General features: G+C 60.7%; 21 protein-coding genes. 12 read left to right on the forward strand and 9 right to left on the reverse strand.

Annotation, left to right across the window (positions count from 1 at the left end):
• The first annotated feature begins 4 nt into the window (after positions 1–4).
• Positions 5–1,213 carry a beta-ketoacyl-[acyl-carrier-protein] synthase family protein gene (locus tag H7847_RS21340; RefSeq protein ID WP_227271518.1) on the forward strand — a complete coding sequence of 403 codons (1,209 nt, stop codon included), beginning with the start codon at positions 5–7 and terminating at the stop codon, positions 1,211–1,213.
• A 59-nt stretch (positions 1,214–1,272) separates the two neighbouring features.
• Here the strand turns inward: H7847_RS21340 and H7847_RS21345 are convergent, their stop codons facing one another.
• Positions 1,273–1,881, reverse strand: a complete 609-nt coding sequence (locus H7847_RS21345) for an invasion associated locus B family protein (protein WP_227271519.1) — start codon at positions 1,879–1,881, stop codon at positions 1,273–1,275.
• A gap of 409 nt (positions 1,882–2,290) precedes the next feature.
• On the opposite strand from H7847_RS21345, the gene H7847_RS21350 reads away from it, so the two are divergent.
• A complete protein-coding gene (locus H7847_RS21350) occupies positions 2,291–3,838 on the forward strand; it encodes a helicase HerA-like domain-containing protein (RefSeq protein WP_227271520.1) in 1,548 nt (515 codons plus the stop codon).
• 79 nt (positions 3,839–3,917) lie between these two features.
• Here H7847_RS21350 and H7847_RS21355 read toward each other — a convergent pair whose 3' ends face one another.
• The 6 genes from H7847_RS21355 to H7847_RS21380 all read right to left on the reverse strand — a co-directional run bounded on the left by H7847_RS21355 (position 3,918) and on the right by H7847_RS21380 (position 9,606).
• Positions 3,918–5,234, reverse strand: coding sequence for a branched-chain amino acid ABC transporter permease (locus tag H7847_RS21355; protein ID WP_227271521.1), 1,317 nt, complete (start codon positions 5,232–5,234; stop codon positions 3,918–3,920).
• Positions 5,231–6,241: a branched-chain amino acid ABC transporter permease gene (locus tag H7847_RS21360; protein ID WP_227271522.1), complete on the reverse strand. Its 1,011-nt coding sequence runs from the start codon at positions 6,239–6,241 to the stop codon at positions 5,231–5,233. The genes H7847_RS21355 and H7847_RS21360 overlap by 4 nt, the downstream gene beginning before the upstream one ends.
• The gene (locus tag H7847_RS21365; RefSeq protein WP_227271523.1) at positions 6,241–6,693 is read right to left on the reverse strand and encodes a hypothetical protein; all 453 of its coding nucleotides are present in this window, start codon (positions 6,691–6,693) and stop codon (positions 6,241–6,243) included. The genes H7847_RS21360 and H7847_RS21365 overlap by 1 nt, the downstream gene beginning before the upstream one ends.
• Positions 6,694–6,695: 2 nt before the next feature.
• Positions 6,696–7,520 (reverse strand): ABC transporter ATP-binding protein, encoded by an 825-nt coding sequence (locus tag H7847_RS21370; protein WP_227271524.1) that lies wholly within the window; start codon positions 7,518–7,520, stop codon positions 6,696–6,698.
• Positions 7,517–8,299 carry an ABC transporter ATP-binding protein gene (locus H7847_RS21375; RefSeq protein WP_227271525.1) on the reverse strand — a complete coding sequence of 261 codons (783 nt, stop codon included), beginning with the start codon at positions 8,297–8,299 and terminating at the stop codon, positions 7,517–7,519. The genes H7847_RS21370 and H7847_RS21375 overlap by 4 nt, the downstream gene beginning before the upstream one ends.
• A gap of 107 nt (positions 8,300–8,406) precedes the next feature.
• Positions 8,407–9,606 carry an ABC transporter substrate-binding protein gene (locus H7847_RS21380; RefSeq protein ID WP_227271526.1) on the reverse strand — a complete coding sequence of 400 codons (1,200 nt, stop codon included), beginning with the start codon at positions 9,604–9,606 and terminating at the stop codon, positions 8,407–8,409.
• A gap of 235 nt (positions 9,607–9,841) precedes the next feature.
• Here H7847_RS21380 and H7847_RS21385 point away from each other — a divergent pair, with 235 nt between their 5' ends.
• Entirely contained in the window at positions 9,842–10,864 is a 1,023-nt protein-coding gene (locus H7847_RS21385; protein ID WP_227271580.1) for a PQQ-dependent sugar dehydrogenase, read from the forward strand.
• A gap of 1 nt (position 10,865) precedes the next feature.
• Here the strand turns inward: H7847_RS21385 and H7847_RS21390 are convergent, their stop codons facing one another.
• Positions 10,866–11,870, reverse strand: a complete 1,005-nt coding sequence (locus H7847_RS21390; RefSeq protein ID WP_227271527.1) for a GlxA family transcriptional regulator — start codon at positions 11,868–11,870, stop codon at positions 10,866–10,868.
• A 193-nt stretch (positions 11,871–12,063) separates the two neighbouring features.
• On the opposite strand from H7847_RS21390, the gene H7847_RS21395 reads away from it, so the two are divergent.
• The gene (locus H7847_RS21395) at positions 12,064–13,434 is read left to right on the forward strand and encodes a class II 3-deoxy-7-phosphoheptulonate synthase (protein WP_227271528.1); all 1,371 of its coding nucleotides are present in this window, start codon (positions 12,064–12,066) and stop codon (positions 13,432–13,434) included.
• A gap of 235 nt (positions 13,435–13,669) precedes the next feature.
• Here the strand turns inward: H7847_RS21395 and H7847_RS21400 are convergent, their stop codons facing one another.
• A complete protein-coding gene (locus tag H7847_RS21400) occupies positions 13,670–14,335 on the reverse strand; it encodes a PAS domain-containing protein (RefSeq protein WP_227271529.1) in 666 nt (221 codons plus the stop codon).
• A 297-nt stretch (positions 14,336–14,632) separates the two neighbouring features.
• Between H7847_RS21400 and H7847_RS21405 the strand changes: the two genes are divergently transcribed.
• The 8 genes from H7847_RS21405 to pstA all read left to right on the forward strand — a co-directional run bounded on the left by H7847_RS21405 (position 14,633) and on the right by pstA (position 23,174).
• Positions 14,633–15,523 (forward strand): YicC/YloC family endoribonuclease, encoded by an 891-nt coding sequence (locus tag H7847_RS21405; RefSeq protein WP_227271530.1) that lies wholly within the window; start codon positions 14,633–14,635, stop codon positions 15,521–15,523.
• A gap of 3 nt (positions 15,524–15,526) precedes the next feature.
• Positions 15,527–16,171 carry a guanylate kinase gene (gmk, locus tag H7847_RS21410; RefSeq protein WP_227271531.1) on the forward strand — a complete coding sequence of 215 codons (645 nt, stop codon included), beginning with the start codon at positions 15,527–15,529 and terminating at the stop codon, positions 16,169–16,171.
• Positions 16,168–16,695 carry a gamma carbonic anhydrase family protein gene (locus H7847_RS21415; protein WP_227271532.1) on the forward strand — a complete coding sequence of 176 codons (528 nt, stop codon included), beginning with the start codon at positions 16,168–16,170 and terminating at the stop codon, positions 16,693–16,695. Before gmk ends, H7847_RS21415 begins: the two co-directional genes overlap by 4 nt.
• A 1-nt stretch (position 16,696) precedes the next feature.
• Positions 16,697–17,884, forward strand: coding sequence for a trans-sulfuration enzyme family protein (locus H7847_RS21420; protein WP_227271533.1), 1,188 nt, complete (start codon positions 16,697–16,699; stop codon positions 17,882–17,884).
• Between the two features lie 30 nt (positions 17,885–17,914).
• On the forward strand, positions 17,915–18,946 hold the full coding sequence (locus tag H7847_RS21425; RefSeq protein ID WP_227271581.1) for a sensor histidine kinase: 1,032 nt from the start codon (positions 17,915–17,917) through the stop codon (positions 18,944–18,946).
• A 248-nt stretch (positions 18,947–19,194) separates the two neighbouring features.
• A complete protein-coding gene (locus H7847_RS21430) occupies positions 19,195–20,235 on the forward strand; it encodes a substrate-binding domain-containing protein (RefSeq protein WP_227271534.1) in 1,041 nt (346 codons plus the stop codon).
• Between the two features lie 90 nt (positions 20,236–20,325).
• A complete protein-coding gene (pstC, locus tag H7847_RS21435; RefSeq protein WP_227271535.1) occupies positions 20,326–21,813 on the forward strand; it encodes a phosphate ABC transporter permease subunit PstC in 1,488 nt (495 codons plus the stop codon).
• Positions 21,810–23,174: a phosphate ABC transporter permease PstA gene (pstA, locus tag H7847_RS21440; protein WP_227271536.1), complete on the forward strand. Its 1,365-nt coding sequence runs from the start codon at positions 21,810–21,812 to the stop codon at positions 23,172–23,174. Before pstC ends, pstA begins: the two co-directional genes overlap by 4 nt.
• Positions 23,175–23,180: the final 6 nt, after the last annotated feature.

A 23,180-nucleotide genomic window follows, 5' to 3' on the forward strand; every position in this document is an offset into this window, starting at 1 on the left:
CGGCATGCACCGCGTCGTCATCACCGGGGCCGGCACGGTCAATGCACTGGGGATCGATGTGCCGAGCACGCTGCAGGCCATGCAGGACGCGGTCTGCGGGATTGTCCCGCTCGATTTGCGCGACGTGGATCGGCTGTCGATCCAGATCGGCGGTCAGGTGCGAGGGTTTGAGGCAGAAGGGCGCTACAACCGCCAGCAGATGTCGCTCTATGACCGCTTTACCCAGTTCACGCTGGTTGCCGCGAAAGAAGCCATCGACCAGTCGGGGCTCAGCTTTTCCGGTGAGCTTTCGGCCAAATCCGGTGTCGTTCTGGGCACCGCGGGCGGGGGCGTGCGCACCTGGGATGACAACTACCGCTCCGTCTATGAGGCTGGCAAGAACCGGGTGCATCCCTTCGTGGTGCCCAAACTGATGAACAATGCCGCCGCCTCTCATGTAAGCATGGAGTACAACCTCAAGGGGCCGTCCTTTACCGTGTCGACGGCCTGCGCCTCATCGAACCATGCCATGGCGCAGGCGTTTTCCATGGTGCGCTCAGGGCTGGCCCCGGCGATGGTGACCGGCGGGTCTGAGTCCATGCTGTGCTTCGGGGGCGTCAAGGCCTGGGAAGGGCTGCGCGTGATGTCGCGGGACGCCTGTCGCCCGTTTTCGGCCAACCGCAACGGGATGGTGCAGGGCGAGGGGGCAGGGGTCTTCGTGTTTGAAGAATATGAGCATGCAAAGGCACGGGGCGCGGAAATCCTCTGCGAGGTGGCGGGCTTTGCGATGTCGTCGGATGCGGCCGATATCGTCATGCCCTCCAAGAACGGTGCCGCGCGGGCGATGTCCGGCGCTTTGCAGGATGCACGGCTCAACCCCGACGACGTGGGCTACATCAATGCGCATGGCACCGGCACGGCTGCGAATGACAAGACCGAATGCGCCGCTGTTGCGGATGTGTTCGGCCCCCATGCGGACAAGCTGATGATCTCCTCCACCAAGTCGATGCACGGCCACCTGATCGGGGGCACCGGTGCCGTGGAATTGCTGGCCTGCATCATGGCCCTGCGCGACGGGGTGATCGCCCCCACCATCAGCTACGAAGAGCCGGACCCCGAATGCGCGCTGGACGTGGTGCCAAATGAGGCACGCGACGCCAAGGTCACCGTGGCGCTGTCCAACGCCTTTGCCTTTGGCGGCATGAATGCCGTGCTTGCGTTGCGAAAAATCTGACGCGCGCAGAACAAAGGCCGCCTCCCGCGGGATACGGCCTTGCTAAAGGCCGGTGCGTTTTACTGGCTCAGAACGGTCGATGCTTCGAACGCGCGGGTAAAGCCATTGAGCGAAAGCACCACATTCACACGCTGGTCCGGGGCCGCGATGGGCACAATCGACAGCACCGCCTCGGACCCCCGCTTATAGGCATCAAGCTCGTCATCGGTCAGACCGATCCGCGCATAGCACCCGATCGTGTTGCAAAAGGCGTAAGGATACTGCTTGGCCGGTTCCTCATCCACACGGATCGCCAATTGCTGTGTCAGCGCTGTCTCCAGCGGCACCACAATTGTGGCGCCTGCCGCCGCTTCCGCGCTTTCGGGCAGTTGGAACATCGTGAACTCCGCAACCGGCGCGCCTGAACTGTCGGACAGCAGCTGGTACATCTGGCAGGGGTCTTCACCTTCGGCCACAACGATGCATCGCAAAGACCAGTCATTGAAGGTCTCCTTAATGTATGTCTCACCAACCTGCGCGGTCTCGTCTGCCTCTTCGCCAAGCGACAAGCCCTCTGCCGTCAACTGCCGCTCTTCCGAGGCCGTCTGCGCATCTACCGCTCCCGGCGCTATTGTGAAAGCCCCTGCGAGCAAGGCAACTGTCGAAAGGAAAGTCGAGAATCTGAACATGAGCGCTCCGTTTGTCCTGTTTTCGCAAGATGTAACATGTAGGTCCGCCAGTGTCAGGTCACCCGGGCCACTTTTACAGCCCTACACCGACATTTTACGGCATCTCCAAAAAAAAAGGGAACGCAGAAACGCATTCCCTCTTCCTGAATTTTTTCTCCCCGTCGGACTGACCGACTTATTGGCGAAACGTTACGAAACGCTCAGGCGGTCGTCAACAGCTAAAAGCGGTTTTGTTCACATCCTTGTAACCGAAAGGAAAAAAGGCCGTACCACAAGGGCACGGCCAGTCGACAGGGAGGATATCCGACGCGAAAGGACATAAAGAAGCGTCGGATAAATTATTTATGGCCTCCAAAGGTTAAAATCGTATGGTCGGCGCATTGAAAATAACCGGATAGGACCAGACAACGTGACTTCAGACATCTTTATCGGCGGGGGTGGTGCGGACTACACCGCCGCTCAACACCTCAAGCTGGACTACGCCAACCGTCATGGTCTGATCGCAGGCGCCACCGGCACCGGCAAGACAGTCACTTTGCAAATCTTGGCAGAGGGGTTTGCAAATGCCGGCGTGCCGGTGTTCCTATCGGATGTTAAGGGTGACCTCTCAGGCCTTGCGAAATCCGGCACCGACACCCACAAGCTGCATGCACCCTTTACGGAACGCGCTGAAAAAATTGGATTTTCCGACTACCGCTACGAGGCTTTTCCGGTCACGTTCTGGGATATTTTTGGCGATCAGGGGCACCCGGTGCGCACAACCGTGTCTGAGATGGGACCATTGCTGCTGTCGCGTTTGCTGGAACTGACCGAGGCGCAGGAGGGCATCATCAACATCGCCTTCCGTCTGGCCGATGAGGAAGGGCTGCCGCTGCTGGATCTCAAGGACCTGCAGGCACTGCTGGTCTGGATCGGAGAGAACGGCAAGACGTTGTCGCTGCGCTACGGCAACGTCTCGACCAGTTCCATCGGGGCCATTCAGCGCCGGTTGCTGGTGCTGGAAAATCAGGGCGGGGCAGGGCTCTTTGGCGAACCCGCACTGGCCCTTTCGGACCTGATGCGCACCACCGCGCAGGGGCGGGGTCAGATCAATATTCTCGCTGCCGACAAGCTGATGGCAGCCCCCGGCCTTTATGCCACGTTCCTGCTCTGGCTACTGTCCGAACTGTTCGAGGAACTGCCCGAGGTGGGCGACCCGGACAAACCCAAGCTGGTGTTCTTCTTTGACGAGGCGCATCTGCTTTTCGATGATGCCCCCAAGGCGCTTGTGGATAAAGTCGAACAGGTGGCCCGCCTGATCCGTTCCAAGGGGGTGGGGGTCTATTTCATCACACAGAACCCCGCCGACGTGCCCGAAGATATCCTGGGCCAGTTGGGCAATCGCATCCAGCATGCCTTGCGCGCCTTTACCGCCAAGGACCGCAAGGAGTTGCGCCAGGCCGCCGAGACCTACCGCGAGAACCCCAGCTTTGATACCGAAGCGGCGATCAGAGAGGTCGGCGTGGGCGAAGCGGTGACCTCCATGCTGCAGAAAAAGGGCGTGCCGGGTATCGTTGAGCGCACGCTCATTCGCCCTCCTGCGTCGCAGCTGGGTCCGATCTCAGCCACGGAACGGGCAGAAATCATGGCGCAGTCAGAGATGAGCGCGCGGTATACCAAGACAGTGGATCGCGCCTCCGCCTATGAGATTCTGCAAAAGCGTGCTGACGTCGCTGCAAAAGAGGCCGCCAAATCCGAAGAGGCGGCAGAGGAGGCCTCTGCCTTGGAACGGGAGTTCAATGCCGCCCGGCGCTACAGCGGTCAGCGCGTCACCCGCTCCACCGCGCGCGGAACCCGCCGCAGGCAACCCGAGAGCCTTGGGTCTGCGCTGACAAACGCGGTACTCAAGGAACTGAAAGGTACCACCGGGCGGCGCCTTGTGCGGGGCATTCTGGGGGGCCTGTTCAAGGGGCGGTAACTCCTACAGAAAAAACTTTGCAAAACTCAGAAGGCGCTTTGCAAAGAGAGATTGGGGCCAATTTGCAAAGCTCTGACTGCTATTTCTCGGGGATCAAGCCGCGCGGGCTAAAGCGCAAGACCAGCAACAAGACGATGCCCATGGTAAAGAGCCGCATATGCGCTGCACTCTCGATCAGATGGGCCTTGAGGGCAGAGCCGTCGGCCATGCCCGCGGTCACAAGCTGCATGATCCAGAGCCCCATCGGCTCCACCTGGACCCAGAGGAACCAGATCAGAAACCCCCCCAGGATGGCGCCAAAATTGTTACCTGACCCGCCGACAATCACCATGACCCAGACCAGAAAGGTAAAACGCAGCGGCTGATAGGTGCCCGGTGTCAGTTGACCATCAAGCGTGGTCATCATCGCGCCCGCGATGCCGCAGATGGCAGACCCCAGCACGAAGATCTGCAAGTGGCGCGCGGTCACATCTTTGCCCATCGCTTCGGCGGCGACCTCATTGTCGCGGATCGCCCGCATCATGCGACCCCAGGGGCTGTTGAGCGCGCGCTGCGCCAGGATCAGCAGGATCAGCAAAACGACGGTGAAAAGCCCGGCGTAGGCAAGTTTGACATAGAGCGTCGAGGCCGTGACAGCGTCGATGCCAAACCCCGCCGCGCGTTCCACAAAGGCGGGATCATTCTGCAGGTCGATCTCGTAGGGGGTGGGGCGGGGCAGGCCCACGACGTTTTTGACGCCGCGTGCCAGCCAGTCTTCGTTCTTGAGAAGGGCGATGATGATCTCGGCGATGCCCAGCGTTGCAATCGCCAGATAATCCGACCGCAGCCCCAGGGCTGTTTTGCCAATCACCCAGGCCGCCGCCGCCGCAAAGAGCCCGCCCACAGGCCAGGCCAGCACGACCCAGAGCCCCCGGTCAATGCCGAGCCCGCCCAGATTGCCGGTGAGCGCAGGGTTGATCGCCTCCACCGCTTGGACACCGGGGTCAAAGAGCGCCCGGTAGATGAAAAACCCCGCGATCAGCATTGCAGTCACGGTCAGAGCGCGCCCCCAGCCCGGTGCCATCCGCCTGCGCACCACGACAACCACCACGATGGCAGCGATGGCAAAGACAAAGGCGGCAAGGATGTTCCACCCGCCGGCAGACCAGGCCCCCGGTGTTGGCGGCATGCCCATCAGCACGGTCGCCAGCCCGCCAAGGGCCACGAAGCCCATGATGCCGACATTGAACAGCCCCGCGAACCCCCATTGCAGGTTCACGCCAAGCGCCATGATGGCGGAGATCAGCCCCATGTTGACGATCACCAGCGCCGTGTTCCAGCTTTGCGTCATGCCCGTGTAGGCGATCATCAGGCCGACGATGGCAAAGAGGGCGGTGTTTTTCAGGACCGGGTTCATACCGCTTTCCCCTTGAAAAGCCCCGTCGGCTTGAAGAGCAACACGATCAGCAGGATCAGGAAGCTTACCGCCAGTTTGTAGTCGGTGGACAAAAGCTGCACCAAGCCGTCCGGTGCAAGGTTTTCCGGCATCAGATAGGTCAGCACTTTCTTCCACGCGTAGGTGACGGTGACCTCCGAGAATGCGATCACGAAGCCTCCAGCGATGGCCCCCACGGGGTTTCCCAGCCCCCCCACAATGGCGGAGGCAAAGATCGGCAGCAGAAGATGGAAATAGGTAAAGGGTTTAAAGGATTTGTCCAGCCCGTAGAGCACGCCTGCAATGGTGGCGAGCCCCGCCACGATCAGCCATGTGATCATCACCACCCGTTCGGGGTTGATGCCGGACAGCAGTGCGAGATCTTCGTTGTCCGAATAGGCGCGCATGCTCTTGCCCGTCCGCGTGCGATTGAGAAACCAGAACAGCACGATGACCACGACGACCGCGGTGAGGATCGTAATGCCCTGCGTGGTCTTGAAGGCCAGCCCTTCGCGCAGGCCCGTCATCTCGCGAAAGGTGCGCGCCGAGATGATGAACCGCTCCCCATCCAAGAACCGCTGGTCATCCGGCCCGATGATGAAGCGGACGATGCCGTTCATGATGAAGGTCACGCCAAGGCTTACGATCACCAGAATGACCGGCTTGGCCTTTTGCGCGCGGTAAAAGCGGTAGACCATTCGGTCCGTCGCCAGCAGCAGCCCCATGCAGGCGATGATCCCGAAGGGCAGGGCGAGCAGGGCCGTGGGCAAGGGTCCCAGACTGATCCCCCAGCTTTGAAAAAGCCATGTGAACAGAACAGTGACCATCGCGCCGAAGGCCATGGTGTCGCCATGGGCGAAGTTCGAGAACCGCAAGATGCCGTAGATCAGCGTAACCCCCAGCGCCCCAAGGGCAAGCTGCGCACCATAAGCCATGCCGGGGATGATGACGAAGTTGAGAAGTGCGATGAGGGCGTTGAGGAGATCCATTAGTTCACCGTTTCGGCCAGATTTGGGGCCCCGCAAAGCTCCAGCATTTGCTTAACAAGATCGCTGAGAGGACCGTAGACTGGGACCGTTCCCAGATTGCTGCGTTCTCCGTATCGAAGACGATCTGAAACCAGCAAATCAGATATTATCGCCAAAACATTCTCGTCGATTTCGGGCAAATCTTCGCTTAGCTCTTTGGCTTTACCCCATGCGGCGACAAGATCATGACCGATTTTCCTAGTCTCTTTCTCAATCATGCCATTTTCAAGTAGAAAAGCCTTAAGTGATAACTCAATTGCGTGGGCACAAAGCGTCATCACGGGAGGTGGGGCCGCAATTTCATAGCCCGGCAATAGACCGATCTTTTTATCTGCTTCGTCAGCACAAATAAAATTCAAACTGGCTAGATACTTATAGTATTGTGCTCGATTGTCTGGGGAAACCGCAAACACCTTCACCCTCCCAAAAACGATCTGCGGACTTCAGGGTCCGCCAGCAATTCCTTACCCGTCCCTGAATGCGCATTGCGGCCTTGCACCAGAACATAGCCTTTATCTGCAATTTCAAGAGCTTGCCGTGCGTTCTGCTCCACCATCAGGATTGGAATGCCGGTGCGCGCCACTTCGATGATGCGGTCGAACAGCTCGTCCATCACGATGGGCGAAACCCCCGCCGTCGGCTCATCCAGCATCAAGACCTTCGGCTGGGTCATCAGCGCACGCCCCACGGCAACCTGCTGGCGCTGCCCGCCCGACAACTCGCCCGCCGACTGATGACGTTTTTCGCGCAGAATGGGGAACAGGTCGTAAATCTGCTCCATCGTCGGACGGATGTCATCTGTGCGGATGAACGCGCCCATCTCGAGGTTTTCTTCCACGGTCATCGAGGTAAAGATATTCGAGGTCTGCGGCACAAAGCCCATACCCTTGGCCACCCGGTCCTGCGGGCTGAGCGCGGTGATATCCTCGCCATCCAGCCTGACACGGCCCTGCCGCAGGTTCAGCATGCCAAAGACCGCCTTCATCCCCGTGGACTTGCCCGCGCCATTTGGTCCGACGATCACCGCAATCTCGCCGCGGTCCACCGCGATGGTGCAATCATGCAGAATGTCGGGCCCCGCCCCATAGCCGCCGGTCATATTCTCCCCGACCAGAAAGGGCTCGCCGGCGGCCGTATGCGCTGTCACACCTTGCCGGGCGGGCTGTGCCGCACCCACGGCCTGGGGGTTGCCCGACGACAGGTCCCGGCTTTCAGAGTTGGTCTGAAGATCGCTGATCATGCGCCTAGTTTATCCTTGTTTTTCAGGCCAGTACCCAGATAAGCCTCGATCACCTGCTCGTTCGCCTTGATCTCATCGAGGGTGCCTTGGGCCAACACCTTGCCTTCCGCCATGCAGATCACCGGATCGCACAGGCGCCCGATGAACTCCATGTCGTGTTCGATCACCACAAAGGTATATCCACGCTCCTGATTGAGCCGGATGATCGCATCACCGATGGTATTGAGCAGGGTGCGATTGACCCCGGCCCCCACCTCATCGAGAAACACGATCCGCGCATCCACCATCATGGTCCGGCCCAGTTCCAGCAGTTTTTTCTGCCCGCCGGAGATCTGGCCCGCCTTGTGGTCCGCCAGATGCGCCACCGTCAGAAATTCGAGCACTTCGTCAGCCTTGGCCCGCAACGCGCGTTCCTGATCCGCAATGCGCTTGCGCCCGAACCAGGTGTTCCATAGCGTTTCACCGGCCTGATCGCCGGGCACGATCATCAGGTTCTCCCGGCAGGTCATCGAGGAGAACTCATGCGCGATCTGGAAGGTGCGCAACAAACCCTTGTGAAACAACGCATGCGGCGGCAGGCCGGTGATATCCTCGCCTGCCATGGTGACACGGCCGGAAGTTGGTTTAAGAACCCCCGCGATCACATTGAAAAGGGTTGTTTTTCCAGCACCGTTTGGCCCAATCAGCCCGGTGATCGTCCCCTGTGCAATCTCGAGCGAAGCGCCATCGACAGCGTGAAAGCCGCCAAAGTGCTTGTGAAGGTCGTCAACGACGATCATGTGTTATCCCCGGGGGCGGAACGCGTATCAGGTCGCGTTTTCTTATTTCAGTATGAAAACAGCCCGGAAGGGTTTTTCCCGGGCTGTCCTTTCAGCTCAGGCGACCTTCAGCGAAAGCGTGCGGTTTTGTCCTCGCCGCCCTCAAAGTTGATCTCGCGGTAGTTGCCGGCCGCTTCACCGGGCCCCAGCAGCTCTACACCGGTCGCGCCGACATAGTCCACGTCACCGCCATCCTTGATAATCTGCAGGGCCTTGGCCAGTTCCCCGACACCGATGGGTTCCCCCGGGGCGTTCGCAACATCCATGACCTTGGTCTTGTAATCGTTGGAGTCTTTGGAATTTGCCGCCTGCATGGCCAGCATGATCAACGCCGCGGCGTCATAGGATTCCGGCGTAAAAGGCGAGGTGTGATCGAACGCCCCGTCCACCAATGCACCGAAGGCTTCGGCCAGCTCTTCCGAGGGGCTGGGATGAGCCCCTGACGACCCATCAATTTCAGAGCCGAAGTTTTCCAGAAGCTGGGCGGAAATCATGCCATCGGGAAAGTGGAACGTGTCGAAAGCGCCAGAATCCAACGCCGCACGGACAACCCCGGACCCCCCCTGGTCCACATAGCCTGCGACCACAAGGCGCTCCCCGCCGGCAGACGCCAGCGCGCCAACCTCCGCAGAATAGTCCGCCTTGCCGTCTTCGTGGGCTGCGTTGATGGTCACCGTGCCGCCCGCCGCCTCGAACGAGGTCTGGAAGCTATCGGCCAAGCCCTTGCCGTAGTCGTTGTTGGTATAGGTCACGGCCACTTCCTTGATGCCCTGATCCATCAGGATCTCGGTGATCACAACGCCCTGGCGCGCATCAGAGGGTGAGGTGCGGAAAAACAGGCCGTTGTCCTCGTTGTTTGCATGGCTCAGGCCGGGGCTGGTGGCCGAGGGTGAGATCATCACGACGCCATTCGGCACCGCCACGTTTTGCAGGATTGCGCCGGTCACGCCCGAGCAGTCCGCCCCGATAATACCGTCGACACGGTCAGAGGTGACAAGGCGCTCGGCAGCCGCGGTTGCCGCGGCGGAATCAGTGCATGTGCTGTCTGCGCGCACCGGCGTCACGGTGGCCGCATCCAGGAGAAGGCCACTGTCGGTTACTTCCTTCATGGCCATTTCCGCACCGTCTGCCATTTGCGGCGTCAGAGATTCGATCGGCCCGGTAAAGCCCAGAATGACCCCGAGTTTAACCTCGTTTGCGTGACCATCCGCAAGCGCAGTGGTCGCCATCAGTGCTGCGGCGGTTGTCGCCAAAAGCTTTTTTTTCATTGTTGATCTCCCATATTGGAACTGGACGTTCGCCGCTCAGATTATGCGTGCTATTTCCAAAAGAAAAGGAGTTTTGGCGATGCGCGCTGGTGGGCAAAGCAGGATCGCCAAGGAGACGTGCAAGATACACCGGTCTGCCCATACAACCAGCAAAAACAGGAGAATTCACGTGACACGCCGCTTTATCTTGTCTTTTCTACTGGGCCTCACCACTGCCGTATCGGGCGGCATTGCAATGGCGCAAACGACCATTTCGCCGATGATAACCGGGCTGGATGAGCCCTGGGGCATCGACCATCTGCCCGATGGATCGGTGATCATCACCGAAAAAGACGGCCGTGTGCTGCTGTGGGCTGACGGTACAACCGCTGAGGTCGATGGCGCGCCAGACGTAGTGGATCGCGGGCAGGGCGGCCTGTTGGATGTGACGGTTGCGCGCGATTTCGCAACCTCGCGAACGGTCTTTCTGAGCTACAGCAAAGCGCAGCGCAGCGGGGCCGGGACCGCCTTGGCGGCCGCCACGCTTTCCGAGGATGGCAGCCGCCTTGAGGGGCTGCAGGATCTCTTTGTCATGGCGCCGGGGTCCTCCGGCGGGCGGCATTTTGGTTCCCGTATCGTGGAGGCGCCCGACGGCACGCTGTTTCTCACCATCGGAGACCGCGGGGATCGGCCTGCCGCCCAGGACCGCGGCAATCATGTGGGCACCATCGTGCGGATCAACCGCGATGGCTCGGTCCCGGCGGACAATCCCTTTGTCGGCACCGAGGGTATTCTGCCCGAGATCTGGTCCTACGGGCACCGCAACCCGCAAGGCGCGGGGCTGGACGGGCAGGGGCGGCTCTGGACAGCAGAACATGGCGCGCGCGGCGGGGATGAGGTGAACCTGATCCGCAAGGGGGCGAACTACGGCTGGCCGGTGATTTCCTACGGGCGGCACTATACGGGGGGTCGGATTGGCGAGGGGACGGCCAAAGCCGGGATGGAGCAGCCCGCCTCCTACTGGGACCCGTCCATCGCCCCCTCCGGATTGCTGATCTATCAGGGCGATATGTTTCCCGACTGGCGTGGCGATATGTTTGTGGGGTCACTGAAGGACAACTACATCTCGCGCCTTGAAATCTCTGGCGAGACCACCCGCGAGGTTGCCAAGGTCGAAAATGACGCCACCGAACGGGTTCGCGACATCATCGAGGCAGAGGACGGCAGCATCTGGTTCATCTCTGTCGGTAATGGCACGGTCTACCGCATGGCACGCTAGCCTAGAAGGACAGACGCGACGCGTGACTGCCCCGCTCGCGGTAGGGCGTTGTATCGTAATGCGCGCGGTAGCATTTGGAGAAATGTGACGGAGAGGCAAAGCCGCAGGCCAATGCCACGTTGATCACGCTCATATCCGTCTGCATCAGCAGGTTGCGCGCCTTTTGCAGCCGCAGTTCCATGTAATAGCGCTTGGGGCTGCGGTTGAGGTAGCGGCGGAAAAGTCGCTCCAACTGCCGCGTGCTCATGCCCACGTCCCTGGCCAGGGTGGACGGGCTGATCGGCTCTTCGATGTTGCTCTCCATCATCTGGATCACCTGGCTGAGCTTGGGATGCCGCACTCCGATCCGCGTGGGCACCGACAGCCGCTGGGTGTCCTGATCGGTCCGGATTGAGGTATAGATCAGCTGATCAGCCACCAGATTGGCAAGGTCTTCGCCCTGATCGTCGGCAATCAGCTTGAGCATCAGATCAATCGAAGAGGTCCCGCCCGCGGTGGTCAGACGGTTGCCGTCCACCACAAAAACGGATTTCGTCAGCGTCACGTCCTGAAAGTCTTCGGTAAAGCTGTCCTGATTTTCCCAGTGGATCGTCGCCTTTTTGCCATCCAGCAGACCGGCCTTGGCAAGCGTGTAGGCCGCGGTGCAAAGCCCACCGACAACCACGCCTTTGCGCGCCTCGCGGCGCAACCACCCCAGCACGCGTCTGGTGGTGGCGGCCTGCACGTCAATGCCGCCGCAGACCAGCACCGTGTCATCGCGCTGCAGATCTTCGAGGTCACCGTCCAGCTTGAAACCACTGCCCGCCGAGCAGTAGATGATACCGCCCCCTTCGCCGAGGATGCGCCATTCGTACAAGGTCCGGCCCGCCATCCGGTTGGCAATCCGCAGACTTTCGACCGCTGCGGCAAAACACAACAGGGTGAAGTTTTCCAAAAGGACAAAGACGAAGCGTTCCGGTTTCGGGACCGAAGGATCATGTCGGGAAACTGTTCGGGCGTCGGACATTACTGCCTCTTCGTTGTCGTTGCATGGGCCTTTCCCTCGAATGGCACCCAGCTTCGAAATACCTTGCTCACGCTGCGAAACCCGCGTCAAGAGGACGAATTTGTGATATGGTCACTCGGACCTGGCTTTTGTATAGAAGACGCTAATATGTGAGCGCTCGCAGTGCGTGAGCCCGAGACCGGAGACGAAGAACATGAGCGAATGGACAAAATCGAGCTGGAGAAGCAAGCCCCGGATCCAGATGCCCGACTATCCAGATCAGGCAGCCCTCGAAGCGGTCGAAGGACAATTGGCCCGGTTTCCATTGCTCGTGTTCGCCGGGGAGGCGCGTCGCCTGAAAAAACATCTCGCCGCGGCGGCACGGGGCGAGGCATTCCTGCTTCAGGGCGGGGATTGCGCCGAAAGCTTTGACCAGTTCAGCTCCGACGCGATCCGCGATACCTTCAAGGTGATGCTGCAGATGGCCATCGTGCTGACCTATGGGGCCAAAGTCCCGGTCATCAAGGTGGGCCGCATGGCCGGGCAATTCGCCAAACCACGTTCGGCACCCACCGAGACCCTTGATGGTATTGAGCTGCCAAGCTACCGGGGCGACATCATCAACGAGCTTGACTTCAGCCCCGAGGCCCGGATCCCGGATCCCGCCAAGATGATGCGCGCCTACACGCAGGCGGCGGCCACGTTGAACCTGCTGCGCGCGTTCTCCACCGGGGGATACGCGGATGTGCATCAGGTCCATGGCTGGACGCTGGGGTTCACGGAAGGCGAAAAATCAGAGAAGTACCGCGAGATCGCCAATCGCATCTCTGACACGCTCGATTTCATGTCCGCCGCCGGGGTGAACTCGGATACGGCGCACACGCTGCAATCGGTGGAATTCTACACCAGTCACGAGTCGCTGCTGCTGGAATACGAAGAGGCGCTGACCCGCGTCGACAGCACCACCGGCAAGTGGCTGGCCGGATCGGGTCACATGATCTGGATCGGCGACCGCACCCGCCAACCCGATGGCGCCCATGTGGAATTTGCCAGCGGCGTGCAGAACCCCATCGGCCTCAAGGCCGGCCCGTCGATGACGCCCGAGGACCTTAAGGCCCTGATGGCCAAGCTGAACCCTGAAAATGAACCCGGCCGCCTGACGTTGATTGCGCGCTTTGGGGCAGGTTCGGTCGGAGAGCACCTGCCGCGCCTGATCAAGACCGTGCGGGATGAGGGGGCCAATGTCACCTGGGTCTGCGATCCGATGCATGGCAACACGATCAAATCCTCAACCGGATACAAGACCCGGCCGTTTGACTCCGTGCTGCGGGAAGTGCGCGAGTTCTTTGCGGTGCATACCGCAGAAGGCACAACCCCGGGGGGCGTGCATTTCGAGATGACGGGGCAGGACGTGACCGAGTGCACCGGTGGTGTACGGGCCGTCAGCGACGAAGACCTCTCTGATCGCTACCACACCGCCTGTGATCCGCGCCTGAATGCCAGCCAGTCTCTGGAGCTTGCGTTCCTTGTGGCGGAAGAGCTGTCTTCCCGACGCAGCGCCCGTCAGGATCAGGCAACCGGCTAAGCGACCAGATCGGGACCTGCAAGTGCCCGGCACGGCAGGTCCCGTTAAGGCCGACGGACCGGCATATATAAAACCGCCCGCACGTTCTGTGCGGACGGTTTTTATCCCGATCAAAGGAAAAAGGGGCGTTTCGGTCGTCAGGATCGGCAACCCGGTCGTTGTTCCAAACGACCTGGTCATTACACCAACCGACCAGCTCGCCAGGCTCGACGACCCGACGGTCAGGTTCAACGCCTTAATCGTCTGATTTGACGACGCGTAAGTAGGGCGCATCCCGACGTGGTGTCTTGCTGCGGAAACTCGGCTTTGGCTCCGCAAAACCCGGCACCTTAACGGCTGGTTTTGGCATCGCCAACGTGGGCTCCGGCGCAAGCGGTGCCGGCTTGGACTGATCCGTCAGGATCGGCCGCAGCGCAGTGCCCGTCACCTCAAAGCGGCGCGGGCTGCGACCAACATCACCGACCGAGACCAGCGCCCCGAGCAGACGGCTCACATCGCCCAAATCGCTTTTCAGCGGCATCAGCAATATCCGCGCATCCAACGGGGGCATGCCTGCGCCTTTCTCGGAATGCAGCGTCAGGGTGCAGGTCGCCGGGGTCTCGAAAACTTCCTCAAGTGTATCGCTGACCTGACGGCGGGAGCTTGGCGCGATGAACGCGGTTAACGGCATACCGCGCACCTCCATGCCCATCAGATCACTCAGATGGCTGCCAGCGATGCGCAAACGGGCGATACCAGGGGCAATCCGCTCCACGATAAACGAATACTCCAGCGCCTGTTCAATCCCGCGCGGATCAATCTCTGATCGAGCAGGCATCAGGCGTGTGCCTCGTAAGGCCTCCCAATAGGCCTCGACCTGAGCCAGCGGTGCAAATCCATTTTCTGAAACGTGCTGTGTCATATTAATGACATTGTGCGTTTTTTGACCGCCGTTGTCCATTGCTTGCGCCTTTTACTTCTCCCCCGCACCATCCTGCATGGATGGGCGGCGGCGTTCTGCGTGGATTGTCAGGGCAGGCCCGAGCTTTCACACATTGGTTACTGAAACCTTAATACCTACAATTTTCGCGAAATGGACATGTTTCTTTACGATTGGTTAACTCCCCTGTGGACCGGCGCTGCGTGCAGCGGGGGTTGCTCTACAAGGTTAAAATACCATAAGCCACGGGGCAGGATGCGCGTGACGAAAGGACCCTCAATGCTCCGATCAATGACCGGTTTTGCTTCTGCGACCGGCAGCTTGCCCCCCCATGCCTGGAGCTGGGAGCTCAGATCTGTCAACGGCAAGGGGCAGGACCTGCGCCTGCGTGTCCCGGACTGGATCGACGGGTTGGAGATGGGTCTGCGCAAGGCGCTTGCCGCCCGCACCGCGCGCGGAAACATCACCCTGTCGCTGCGCCTGACGCGGGATGAACACAGCGGCACGGTGCAGATCAACCAAACGCAATTGTCGGCAATTCTGACCGCCTTATCGGCGATTGAAACCCAGGCGAAAGAGGCCGGCGTCTCGCTGGCTCCCTCCAGGGCCTCCGACATCATCGGGCTGCGCGGCGTGATGGAAACGACAAGTGCAGAGGATGAAATCGAGCCGCTCTTGCGCCATCTGCTGGCCGAGGCAGACACATTGATTGCTGCTTTCAACGACATGCGTGACGCCGAAGGCACTGCATTGGAAAAGCTGCTGCTCAGCCAGCTCGACGAGGTCGCAGCCCTGACCGCAGAGGCCAAAGAACGCGCTGAGGCGCGCGGTTCCGAGGCGGCCGAGGCTCTGCAGCGCAGTCTCTCCCGTGTGATGGAAAACATCGACGGGGTGGACCCCGACAGGCTGACCCAGGAACTGGCACTGATTGCGGTGAAATCCGATGTCACGGAAGAGATCGACCGCCTGGGGGCCCACGTCAATGCCGCGCGCGCGCTGATCGCAGAGGGCGGCGCGGTCGGGCGCAAGCTCGACTTTCTGATGCAGGAATTCAACCGCGAGGCCAACACGCTCTGCGCCAAGGCTCAGAACAGCGCGCTGACGCGCTGTGGCCTGGCGCTCAAGGCCTTGATCGACCAGATGCGCGAACAAGTACAGAATGTGGAATAGACAATGACTGCCAACCGCCGGGGCCTTTTGATCATTCTCAGCTCTCCCTCAGGGGCAGGTAAATCGACGCTGGCGCGCCGACTGCGGGAGTGGGATGCCGAGATCCAGTTTTCCATCTCGGCCACCACCCGTCCACCGCGTCCCGGTGAGGTCGACGGGCGCGAATACCACTTTACCAATGAGGCCGATTTCAAGGCACGGGTCAATCAGGGCGGCATGCTGGAGCATGCGCATGTCTTTGGCAATTTCTACGGCTCACCGCGGCCGCCCGTGCAGGCCGCGATCGATGCCGGGCGTGACGTGCTTTTCGACATCGACTGGCAGGGGGCGCAGCAGATCACCAACTCGGCGCTCAGTGCCAACACCCTTTCGATCTTTCTTCTGCCACCCTCGATCCGCGAATTGCGCAACCGTCTGGAGGCGCGCGCGCAGGACGACGCCGAGACCATCGCGCGCCGGATGGACAAGAGCTGGGACGAGATCAGCCACTGGGGCAGCTATGATTACGTTCTGGTGAATGACGATCTGGACGCCACCGAGGCGCAGCTCAAAACCATCGTCACAGCCACCCGACTGCGGCGCAGCCAGCAGCCGGGACTGACGGATCATGTGCGCCATCTGCAATCGGAATTCGAGGAGCTGACATGACGCTTTACGCTTTGGGCGATCACGCGCCGGACCTGCATGAAGATACCTGGGTTGCACCCGATGCCAATCTCATCGGCAAGGTGGTGCTGGAGGCGGGCGCCTCGGTCTGGTTCGGCACCACGATCCGGGCCGATCACGAGGAAATCCGGGTCGGGCAAGGCTCCAACGTGCAGGAAAACTGTGTTTTCCATATCGACGCGGGCTATCCGCTGACCATCGGGGCGGGCTGCACCATCGGTCATAAAGTCATGCTGCATGGCTGCACCCTGGGGGACAACACGCTGATCGGCATGGGGGCCACGGTGCTCAATGGCGCCCGCATCGGCAGCAATTGCCTGATCGGGGCCGGGGCACTCATCACCGAGAACAAGGTGATCCCGGATAACTCCCTGGTGATGGGGGTGCCGGGCAGGGTGGTGCGGGAGCTCGACGCCGCCGCCATTCAGAGCCTTCGGGCGTCGGCCTTGCACTACCAGCAGAACATGCGCCGGTTCAAACTTGAGCTTCGCCCCGTAGGAAACTAATATGAAAAACGAAAAAGGGTCTTTGGTTCGTCCGGATGCGTTGCCTTCCTCTGCCTCGCGCCCGGTTGTCACCCCGCTGAGCCCCTCGGTTGTCTATGCCTCCGATACGCCCGACATGCTGGATCAGCAGTACGAGGGTGGGCTGCATGGCTATACCTATTCGCGCGAAGGCCATCCGAACGCGGATGTGGTGGCCAAAAGGCTCGACCGGTTGGAAAACGCACCCTATCCCGGCGTGATGACCGCCTCAGGCATGGGCGCTGTTTCAGCGGCCTTGCTGGGGCTGACACAGGCGGGCGATCACGTGATCGGGGGCAATCAGCTCTATGGCCGGTCGCTGCGCATGATGGCCGAAGATCTGCCGCGCCTCGGCATTGCCACATCGCTGGTCGATCCCGGTGACATCGACGCGATGCGCGCCGCGCTGCGCCCCGAGACGCGCATGATCCTCGTCGAAGTCGTGTCGAACCCGACCCTGCGGGTGGCGGACATCAGCGGGCTGGTCGCTTTGGCACGGGAGCGGGGCGTGCTGCTGGTGGTGGATAACACCTTTACCACCCCGCGCGCCTTCAAAGCCTTTGACGCAGGCGCGGATGTGGTCCTCCACTCGGTCACCAAGCTGCTGGCCGGGCATTCGGATGTGATGCTGGGGTATGTGGCGGCCCGGGATGCCGTGCTCAACGATCGCCTGCGGGTCTTCACCGTGACCACGGGCATGACCGCCAGCCCCTTTGACTGCTGGCTCGCGGAACGGGGCATGCTGTCCTTTGATCTGCGGTTCGAGCGATCGCAGAGCACTGCCGCACGCCTGGCCGCGCATCTGGACGGGTTGGCGGGGGTCAGACGGGTGATCTATCCGGGCCGTACGGATCACCCCGATCATCAAAGGGCCACTGATCTGCTGGGCGCAAATTTCTGCAATATGGTCAGCTTTGAGCTGGACGGCACGCGGGCGGCGGCCAATGCCTTTACCCGCGCGGCCGAGGGTTTGAGCTTCGCACCGACGCTGGGCGATGTGGGGACGACGATCTCGCATCCCGCGTCCTCTTCGCACCGGGCCTTGAGCGCGGATCAACGCGCGGCCCTGGGAATGTCGGAGGGGTTTTTCCGCATCTCCGTCGGCCTTGAAGAGCCCGAGGCGCTCTGCGCGGTATTCACGCAAGCCATTGCCGCAGCGATTACCTGCTGACATGGGGAAAGCGGGCTCGTGACGCGGACCATGGACGAAATGCTGGCAGCCATACCGGTGCCGGCCATGGCCATCGACCGGCAGGAACGGATCGTCGCCAGCAATGGCGAGGCCCGAACGCTGATCGGGCAGGGCCTGGAGGGGCGAAACTACGTCACCATTCTGCGCCAGCCCGGCCTGATCGACACCATCGAAGCGGTCCTGCGCGACCGTCAACCGCGGATGTCGCACTATCTGTCGAACGACGGGGTCGAAGACACCAATTATCAGGTCACCGTGCGCGTTGTGCCCGGCCTGCAGACGATCGTTCTTTGTTTTCTGGACGTCACGCACCTGGAGCAGGCGGGCCAGATGCGGCGCGATTTTGTGGCCAATGTCAGCCACGAATTGCGCACGCCCCTGACCGCGCTGATGGGCTTTATCGAAACGTTGCGGGGCCCTGCACGCGAGGATGCTGCCGCCCGCGACAGGTTTCTCGATATCATGGAGGGCGAGGCCGGGCGGATGAACCGGTTGGTGGGCGATCTGCTGTCGCTCAGCCGGGTCGAGCAGGACCAGCGGGTGCGTCCCAAGGACACTGTGAACCTGACCGACATCCTGTCGTCGGTTCTGCGCACCCTTGGCCCCATGGCCAAGGAGGCCGGCGTTACCGTAGAGCAGGAATTCCCGGAAGCCCCGGTGAAGCTGGTGGGCGATCAGGATCAATTGATGCAGGTCTTTACCAATCTGGTGGAGAATGCGCTGAAATATGGTGCGTCCGGCAAGAAACTCACCGTCAAGATGACGGTGATGGAGCGGGACCCTGCGTTGCGCGCCGCCGGTGTCCGGGTGCAGGTGATCGATTACGGCCCCGGTATTGATGATGTGCACCTGCCGCGCCTGACCGAGCGGTTTTACCGCGCCGACAGCCACCGCAGCCGGGCGCTGGGGGGCACAGGGCTTGGGCTTGCCATCGTCAAACATATTATCAACCGACATCGTGGTCGGTTGCGGGTGGAAAGCGAGTTGGGACAGGGGGCGGAATTTACGGTCACGCTGCCGCTCCGGCAAATTGGCGGATAAACCGATTCTGTGGCCTGGCACCTGACAGGCAGCCGCAGCGATAGGTACCAAAATTCCTGGATACTGATTCGGGTCCGGGCATCACGACCGCGGCTTTTCGTTCCAAATCAAATGGCTAGAAGATAGCTCACCTGGTGTCATAAAACCGTTACACAAGTGTCACAAAACCATAGTGTCGCACCCGTAGCTACGAACCAAGGTCGCCATGGGGGTGGCCGTATTTTATTCGAAAAATGACAGGAGCACTCATGTCGTTCGCAAAACTCTCAACTTCCGCACTGGCGATCGCTGTCGTCTCTGCCTCCGCTGCAGCCGCCCGCGATCAGGTTCAGGTCGCAGGATCGTCGACCGTATTGCCCTACGCGTCCATTGTGGCAGAAGCATTCGGCGAAAACTTTGAATTCCCGACACCGGTGGTTGAATCCGGTGGCTCCTCCGCTGGTCTCAAGCGCTTTTGTGAAGGTGTTGGTGAGAACACGGTGGACATCGCCAACGCCTCCCGCGCGATCCGCGACCGTGAGATCGCCGCCTGCGCCGAAAACGGTGTGACAGACATCATCGAAGTGCGCATCGGGTATGACGGCATCGTCTTTGCCAGCCAGCAGGCCGGACCTGCCTTCACCGAATTCGAGCCCTCCGACTGGTATACCGCTCTGGCTGCGGAAATGCCCGTGGATGGCGCGATGGTCGCCAACCCCAACACCACCTGGGATCAGGTGAACGCCGATCTGCCTGCCGTTGACATCGCAGCCTTCATCCCCGGCACCAAGCATGGCACCCGCGAAGTCTTTGAAGAAAAAGTGCTGCTTCAGGGCTGTGAAGACACCGGCGCGCTGCAGGCGATGCTGGATATGGGCATGGACGAAGATGCGGCCGAAGGGGCCTGCATGGCGGTCCGTACGGATGGCAAATCCGTCGATATCGACGGGGATTACACAGAAACCCTCGCCCGGATTGACAGCAACACCAATGGCATCGGCGTCTTTGGCCTGGCGTTCTACGAGAACAACACGGACAAGCTGAAAGTGGCCACGATGGGCGGTGTCGCCCCCTCCACAGAGACAATTTCGACCGGCGAATACCCGGTGTCGCGCCCGCTCTACTTCTACGTCAAGAAAGCGCATATCGGCGTGATCCCCGGCCTGAAGGAATACGCGGAGTTCTTTGTCAGCGACGAGATCGCAGGTCCTGATGGCCCCCTGGCTGAATACGGTCTGGTCTCCGATCCGGCACTGGCCGAAACACAGGCCAATGTTGCGGACGAAGAAATCCTGGGCGGCAACACCTAGGGCCTCCGACACCTGAAATGCCTCAGGGGCGACAGCTTTGTTGGCCCTGAGGTATTTCGGAAATACCAGACTGAAAAAGAAGGTGAGCACATGGCTTTGGGGGTTACCGGCTACGTCATATTGGCAGTCCTTGCCTTGACGGTAGTGGCCTTTATCGCCGCGAAGGCGCGCGCGAAATCAGCCGCAGGGGGCGATGTGCGCCTGCTTCATTCCTTACCCAATTACTATGGTTACAACGCCGCCATGTTCACCGCCGTCCCGGCCCTGGGGGTGCTGGTGATCTGGTTGATGGCCCAGCCGATGCTGATCGAGAACGCCATCTTTGACAGATTGCCCGATCACCTGATCGAGGACGGCTTTTCGCGCAACCTGATGATGAGCGACGTACGCCGCGTTGCCGAAGGGCTGGATGTCGCGGTCAGCGCCGGGGCGATGACCGAAGAGCGGGCTGATCGCATCCGCACCGAATTCTCAGATGTTCGCAGCATTCTGGGCAGCGTTGGCGTTGCTCTGGGGTCCGATGTCAGACCCGAGGTGCTGAGCGCCGCACAGCAGTACCGCAAAAGCTCCGCCATCGGCATGGGATGGATGACCGGCGTGGTATTGATCCTTGCCGCTCTGGGGGCCTTTGTGAGTGTTTTTGTCTCCGGCGCCGATTTCCGGGCCCGTAATGTGGTCGAACGCTTTGTGCTCTCCATGCTGATCGTGGCGGCCTCACTGGCCATTCTGACGACCGTGGGGATCGTCCTGTCGATGCTCTTTGAGAGCCTGAACTTCTTTCGGATGCATCCCTGGACGGATTTCTTCTTTGGCGGCCAATGGGCCCCCAACTTCCGGGGTAACAGTGACCTGTCGATCCTGCCGCTGCTCTGGGGCACGCTCTATATCTCGATTGTGGCGCTGATGGTCGCGATCCCGATCGGGCTTTTTGCCGCGATCTATCTTTCGGAATACGCCGGGCCGAAGGTGCGCGCTTTCGCCAAACCGCTGCTGGAGATTCTCGCTGGCATTCCGACCATCGTCTACGGCCTCTTTGCGCTGCTGACCGTTGGGCCGTTTCTGGTCAGTATCTTTGGCCGCGGTGAGGCGGGGCTACTTGGCGTGGACTGGATGAGCGGTGCAACCGCTGTGCTGACCGCCGGGCTGGTGATGGGCATCATGCTGATCCCTTTCGTGTCCTCGCTGAGCGACGATATCATCAACGCAGTCCCACAGGCGATGCGCGATGGCTCCCTAGGGCTGGGGTCCACCAAATCCGAGACGATCCGCCAGGTGGTTCTGCCCGCAGCGCTGCCGGGCATTGTCGGCGCAGTGCTGCTGGCAGCGTCGCGGGCGATTGGCGAGACGATGATTGTTGTGCTGGGGGCAGGGGCCATTGCCAAGTTCTCGCTCAACCCGCTCGAGGCCATGACGACGATCACCACACGCATCGTGAGCCAGTTGACCGGCGACACGGATTTCGCCAGCCCCGAAACGCTTGTGGCCTTTGCGCTTGGCCTCACGCTCTTTGTTCTGACCCTGGGGCTGAACGTTCTGGCGCTCTACATCGTGCGCAGATACCGGGAGCAGTACGAATGACCGACGCGACCAATGCCGACCTGCCCTATAGCGAACCCGCAGGGGTCAAAAAAGGCTCCCTGATGACGCAGGATGCCCGCACGCGCAAGCGCAATGCGGCCGAAAAACGCTTCAAGGCTTACGGGGTCATCGCGATCTCCATCGGCATGCTGATGCTGCTGGTGCTTGTTTATAATATCATCTCACGCGGCACCGGTGCCTTTCAGCAAACCTTTGTGACCCTGGATGTGGAACTGAGCGCAGAGCGGCTCGACAAGGTGGGCAACCGGGACATCAACGACCTGCGCAAGGTCTCGACCTTTGGCTACGCGCCGCTGCTGCGCGAAGCGTTCGAGGCGAAGGTTGCCGAACACGGGATCGAGACGGATCTGAGCTCGAAAGATATGGCCGGTATTCTGTCGCCCAGTGCGCCGGCGCTGCTGCGGAACTATGTCCTGAGCACCCCTTCCGTGATTGGCGAGACGATCAAGTTTGAATTTCTCGCCTCCGGGCGGGTGGATGGGTACCTCAAGGACCGGGTGACCCGTGACAGCATCGCAGAGGACAAGAATATCAGCCCGGCGCAGCTCGACTTCGTCGATCAACTGCTCGAGGTCGGGTTTGTCGAAAAGCGGTTCAACATGAACTTCATCACCGGCGCGGACAGCTCGGATGCACGCCCCGAAGCTGCGGGGATGGGGGTGTCGATGCTGGGGTCACTCTTTATGATGCTTGTGGTGCTGGCGCTGGCCTTGCCAATCGGTGTCGCCGCCTCCATCTATCTTGAAGAGTTTGCCCCCAAGAACTGGATCACCGATATCATCGAAGTCAATATCTCAAACCTGGCGGCGGTCCCCTCGATTGTCTTTGGTATTCTGGGTTTGGCGGTTTTTATCAATTACATGCACCTGCCCAATTCCGCGCCGCTGGTGGGCGGGCTTGTGCTGACCCTGATGACCCTGCCCACGATTATCATATCGACCCGCGCCTCGCTCAAGGCCGTGCCACCCTCGATCCGTGATGCGGCCCTTGGGGTAGGGGCCTCCAAGATGCAATCCGTGTTCCACCACGTTCTGCCGCTGGCAGCCCCCGGCATTCTGACAGGCACGATCATCGGGTTGGCGCAGGCCCTTGGGGAGACCGCGCCGCTGCTTCTCATCGGGATGGTCGGCTTTATCGCTTCCAATCCGCCCGACAGCATCGCCAGCGGTCTGCTGGACCCGAACTCCGCCATGCCCGCGCAGATCTACGAATGGGCCAAGCGCTCTGATCCCGCCTTTTACGAGCGCGCCTGGGGCGGTATCATCATCCTGCTTGGGTTCCTCATCACGATGAACACCATTGCCGTCATCCTCCGCCGTCGCTTTGAGCGCCGCTGGTAAAGGAGC

Origin of the sequence: Roseobacter weihaiensis, assembly GCF_020622345.1 — a bacterium.
GTDB classification, from domain to species: Bacteria; Pseudomonadota; Alphaproteobacteria; order Rhodobacterales; family Rhodobacteraceae; genus Roseobacter; species Roseobacter weihaiensis.

Excerpts from the sequence above, each read along its gene's own strand:
- H7847_RS21345 (WP_227271519.1), bottom strand. The coding sequence starts at position 1,881 with ATGTTCAGATTCTCGACTTTCCTTTCGACAGTTGCCTTGCTCGCAGGG.
- H7847_RS21425 (WP_227271581.1), top strand. The coding sequence starts at position 17,915 with ATGGACGAAATGCTGGCAGCCATACCGGTGCCGGCCATGGCCATCGAC.
- pstA (WP_227271536.1), top strand. The coding sequence starts at position 21,810 with ATGACCGACGCGACCAATGCCGACCTGCCCTATAGCGAACCCGCAGGG.
- H7847_RS21390 (WP_227271527.1), bottom strand. The coding sequence starts at position 11,870 with ATGTCCGACGCCCGAACAGTTTCCCGACATGATCCTTCGGTCCCGAAA.
- gmk (WP_227271531.1), top strand. The coding sequence starts at position 15,527 with ATGACTGCCAACCGCCGGGGCCTTTTGATCATTCTCAGCTCTCCCTCA.
- H7847_RS21405 (WP_227271530.1), top strand. The coding sequence starts at position 14,633 with ATGCTCCGATCAATGACCGGTTTTGCTTCTGCGACCGGCAGCTTGCCC.
- H7847_RS21420 (WP_227271533.1), top strand. The coding sequence starts at position 16,697 with ATGAAAAACGAAAAAGGGTCTTTGGTTCGTCCGGATGCGTTGCCTTCC.
- H7847_RS21355 (WP_227271521.1), bottom strand. The coding sequence starts at position 5,234 with ATGAACCCGGTCCTGAAAAACACCGCCCTCTTTGCCATCGTCGGCCTG.
- H7847_RS21430 (WP_227271534.1), top strand. The coding sequence starts at position 19,195 with ATGTCGTTCGCAAAACTCTCAACTTCCGCACTGGCGATCGCTGTCGTC.
- H7847_RS21415 (WP_227271532.1), top strand. The coding sequence starts at position 16,168 with ATGACGCTTTACGCTTTGGGCGATCACGCGCCGGACCTGCATGAAGAT.
- H7847_RS21370 (WP_227271524.1), bottom strand. The coding sequence starts at position 7,520 with ATGATCAGCGATCTTCAGACCAACTCTGAAAGCCGGGACCTGTCGTCG.
- H7847_RS21360 (WP_227271522.1), bottom strand. The coding sequence starts at position 6,241 with ATGGATCTCCTCAACGCCCTCATCGCACTTCTCAACTTCGTCATCATC.
- H7847_RS21385 (WP_227271580.1), top strand. The coding sequence starts at position 9,842 with ATGGCGCAAACGACCATTTCGCCGATGATAACCGGGCTGGATGAGCCC.
- H7847_RS21375 (WP_227271525.1), bottom strand. The coding sequence starts at position 8,299 with ATGATCGTCGTTGACGACCTTCACAAGCACTTTGGCGGCTTTCACGCT.
- H7847_RS21380 (WP_227271526.1), bottom strand. The coding sequence starts at position 9,606 with ATGAAAAAAAAGCTTTTGGCGACAACCGCCGCAGCACTGATGGCGACC.
- H7847_RS21395 (WP_227271528.1), top strand. The coding sequence starts at position 12,064 with ATGAGCGAATGGACAAAATCGAGCTGGAGAAGCAAGCCCCGGATCCAG.
- H7847_RS21400 (WP_227271529.1), bottom strand. The coding sequence starts at position 14,335 with ATGACACAGCACGTTTCAGAAAATGGATTTGCACCGCTGGCTCAGGTC.
- pstC (WP_227271535.1), top strand. The coding sequence starts at position 20,326 with ATGGCTTTGGGGGTTACCGGCTACGTCATATTGGCAGTCCTTGCCTTG.
- H7847_RS21340 (WP_227271518.1), top strand. The coding sequence starts at position 5 with ATGCACCGCGTCGTCATCACCGGGGCCGGCACGGTCAATGCACTGGGG.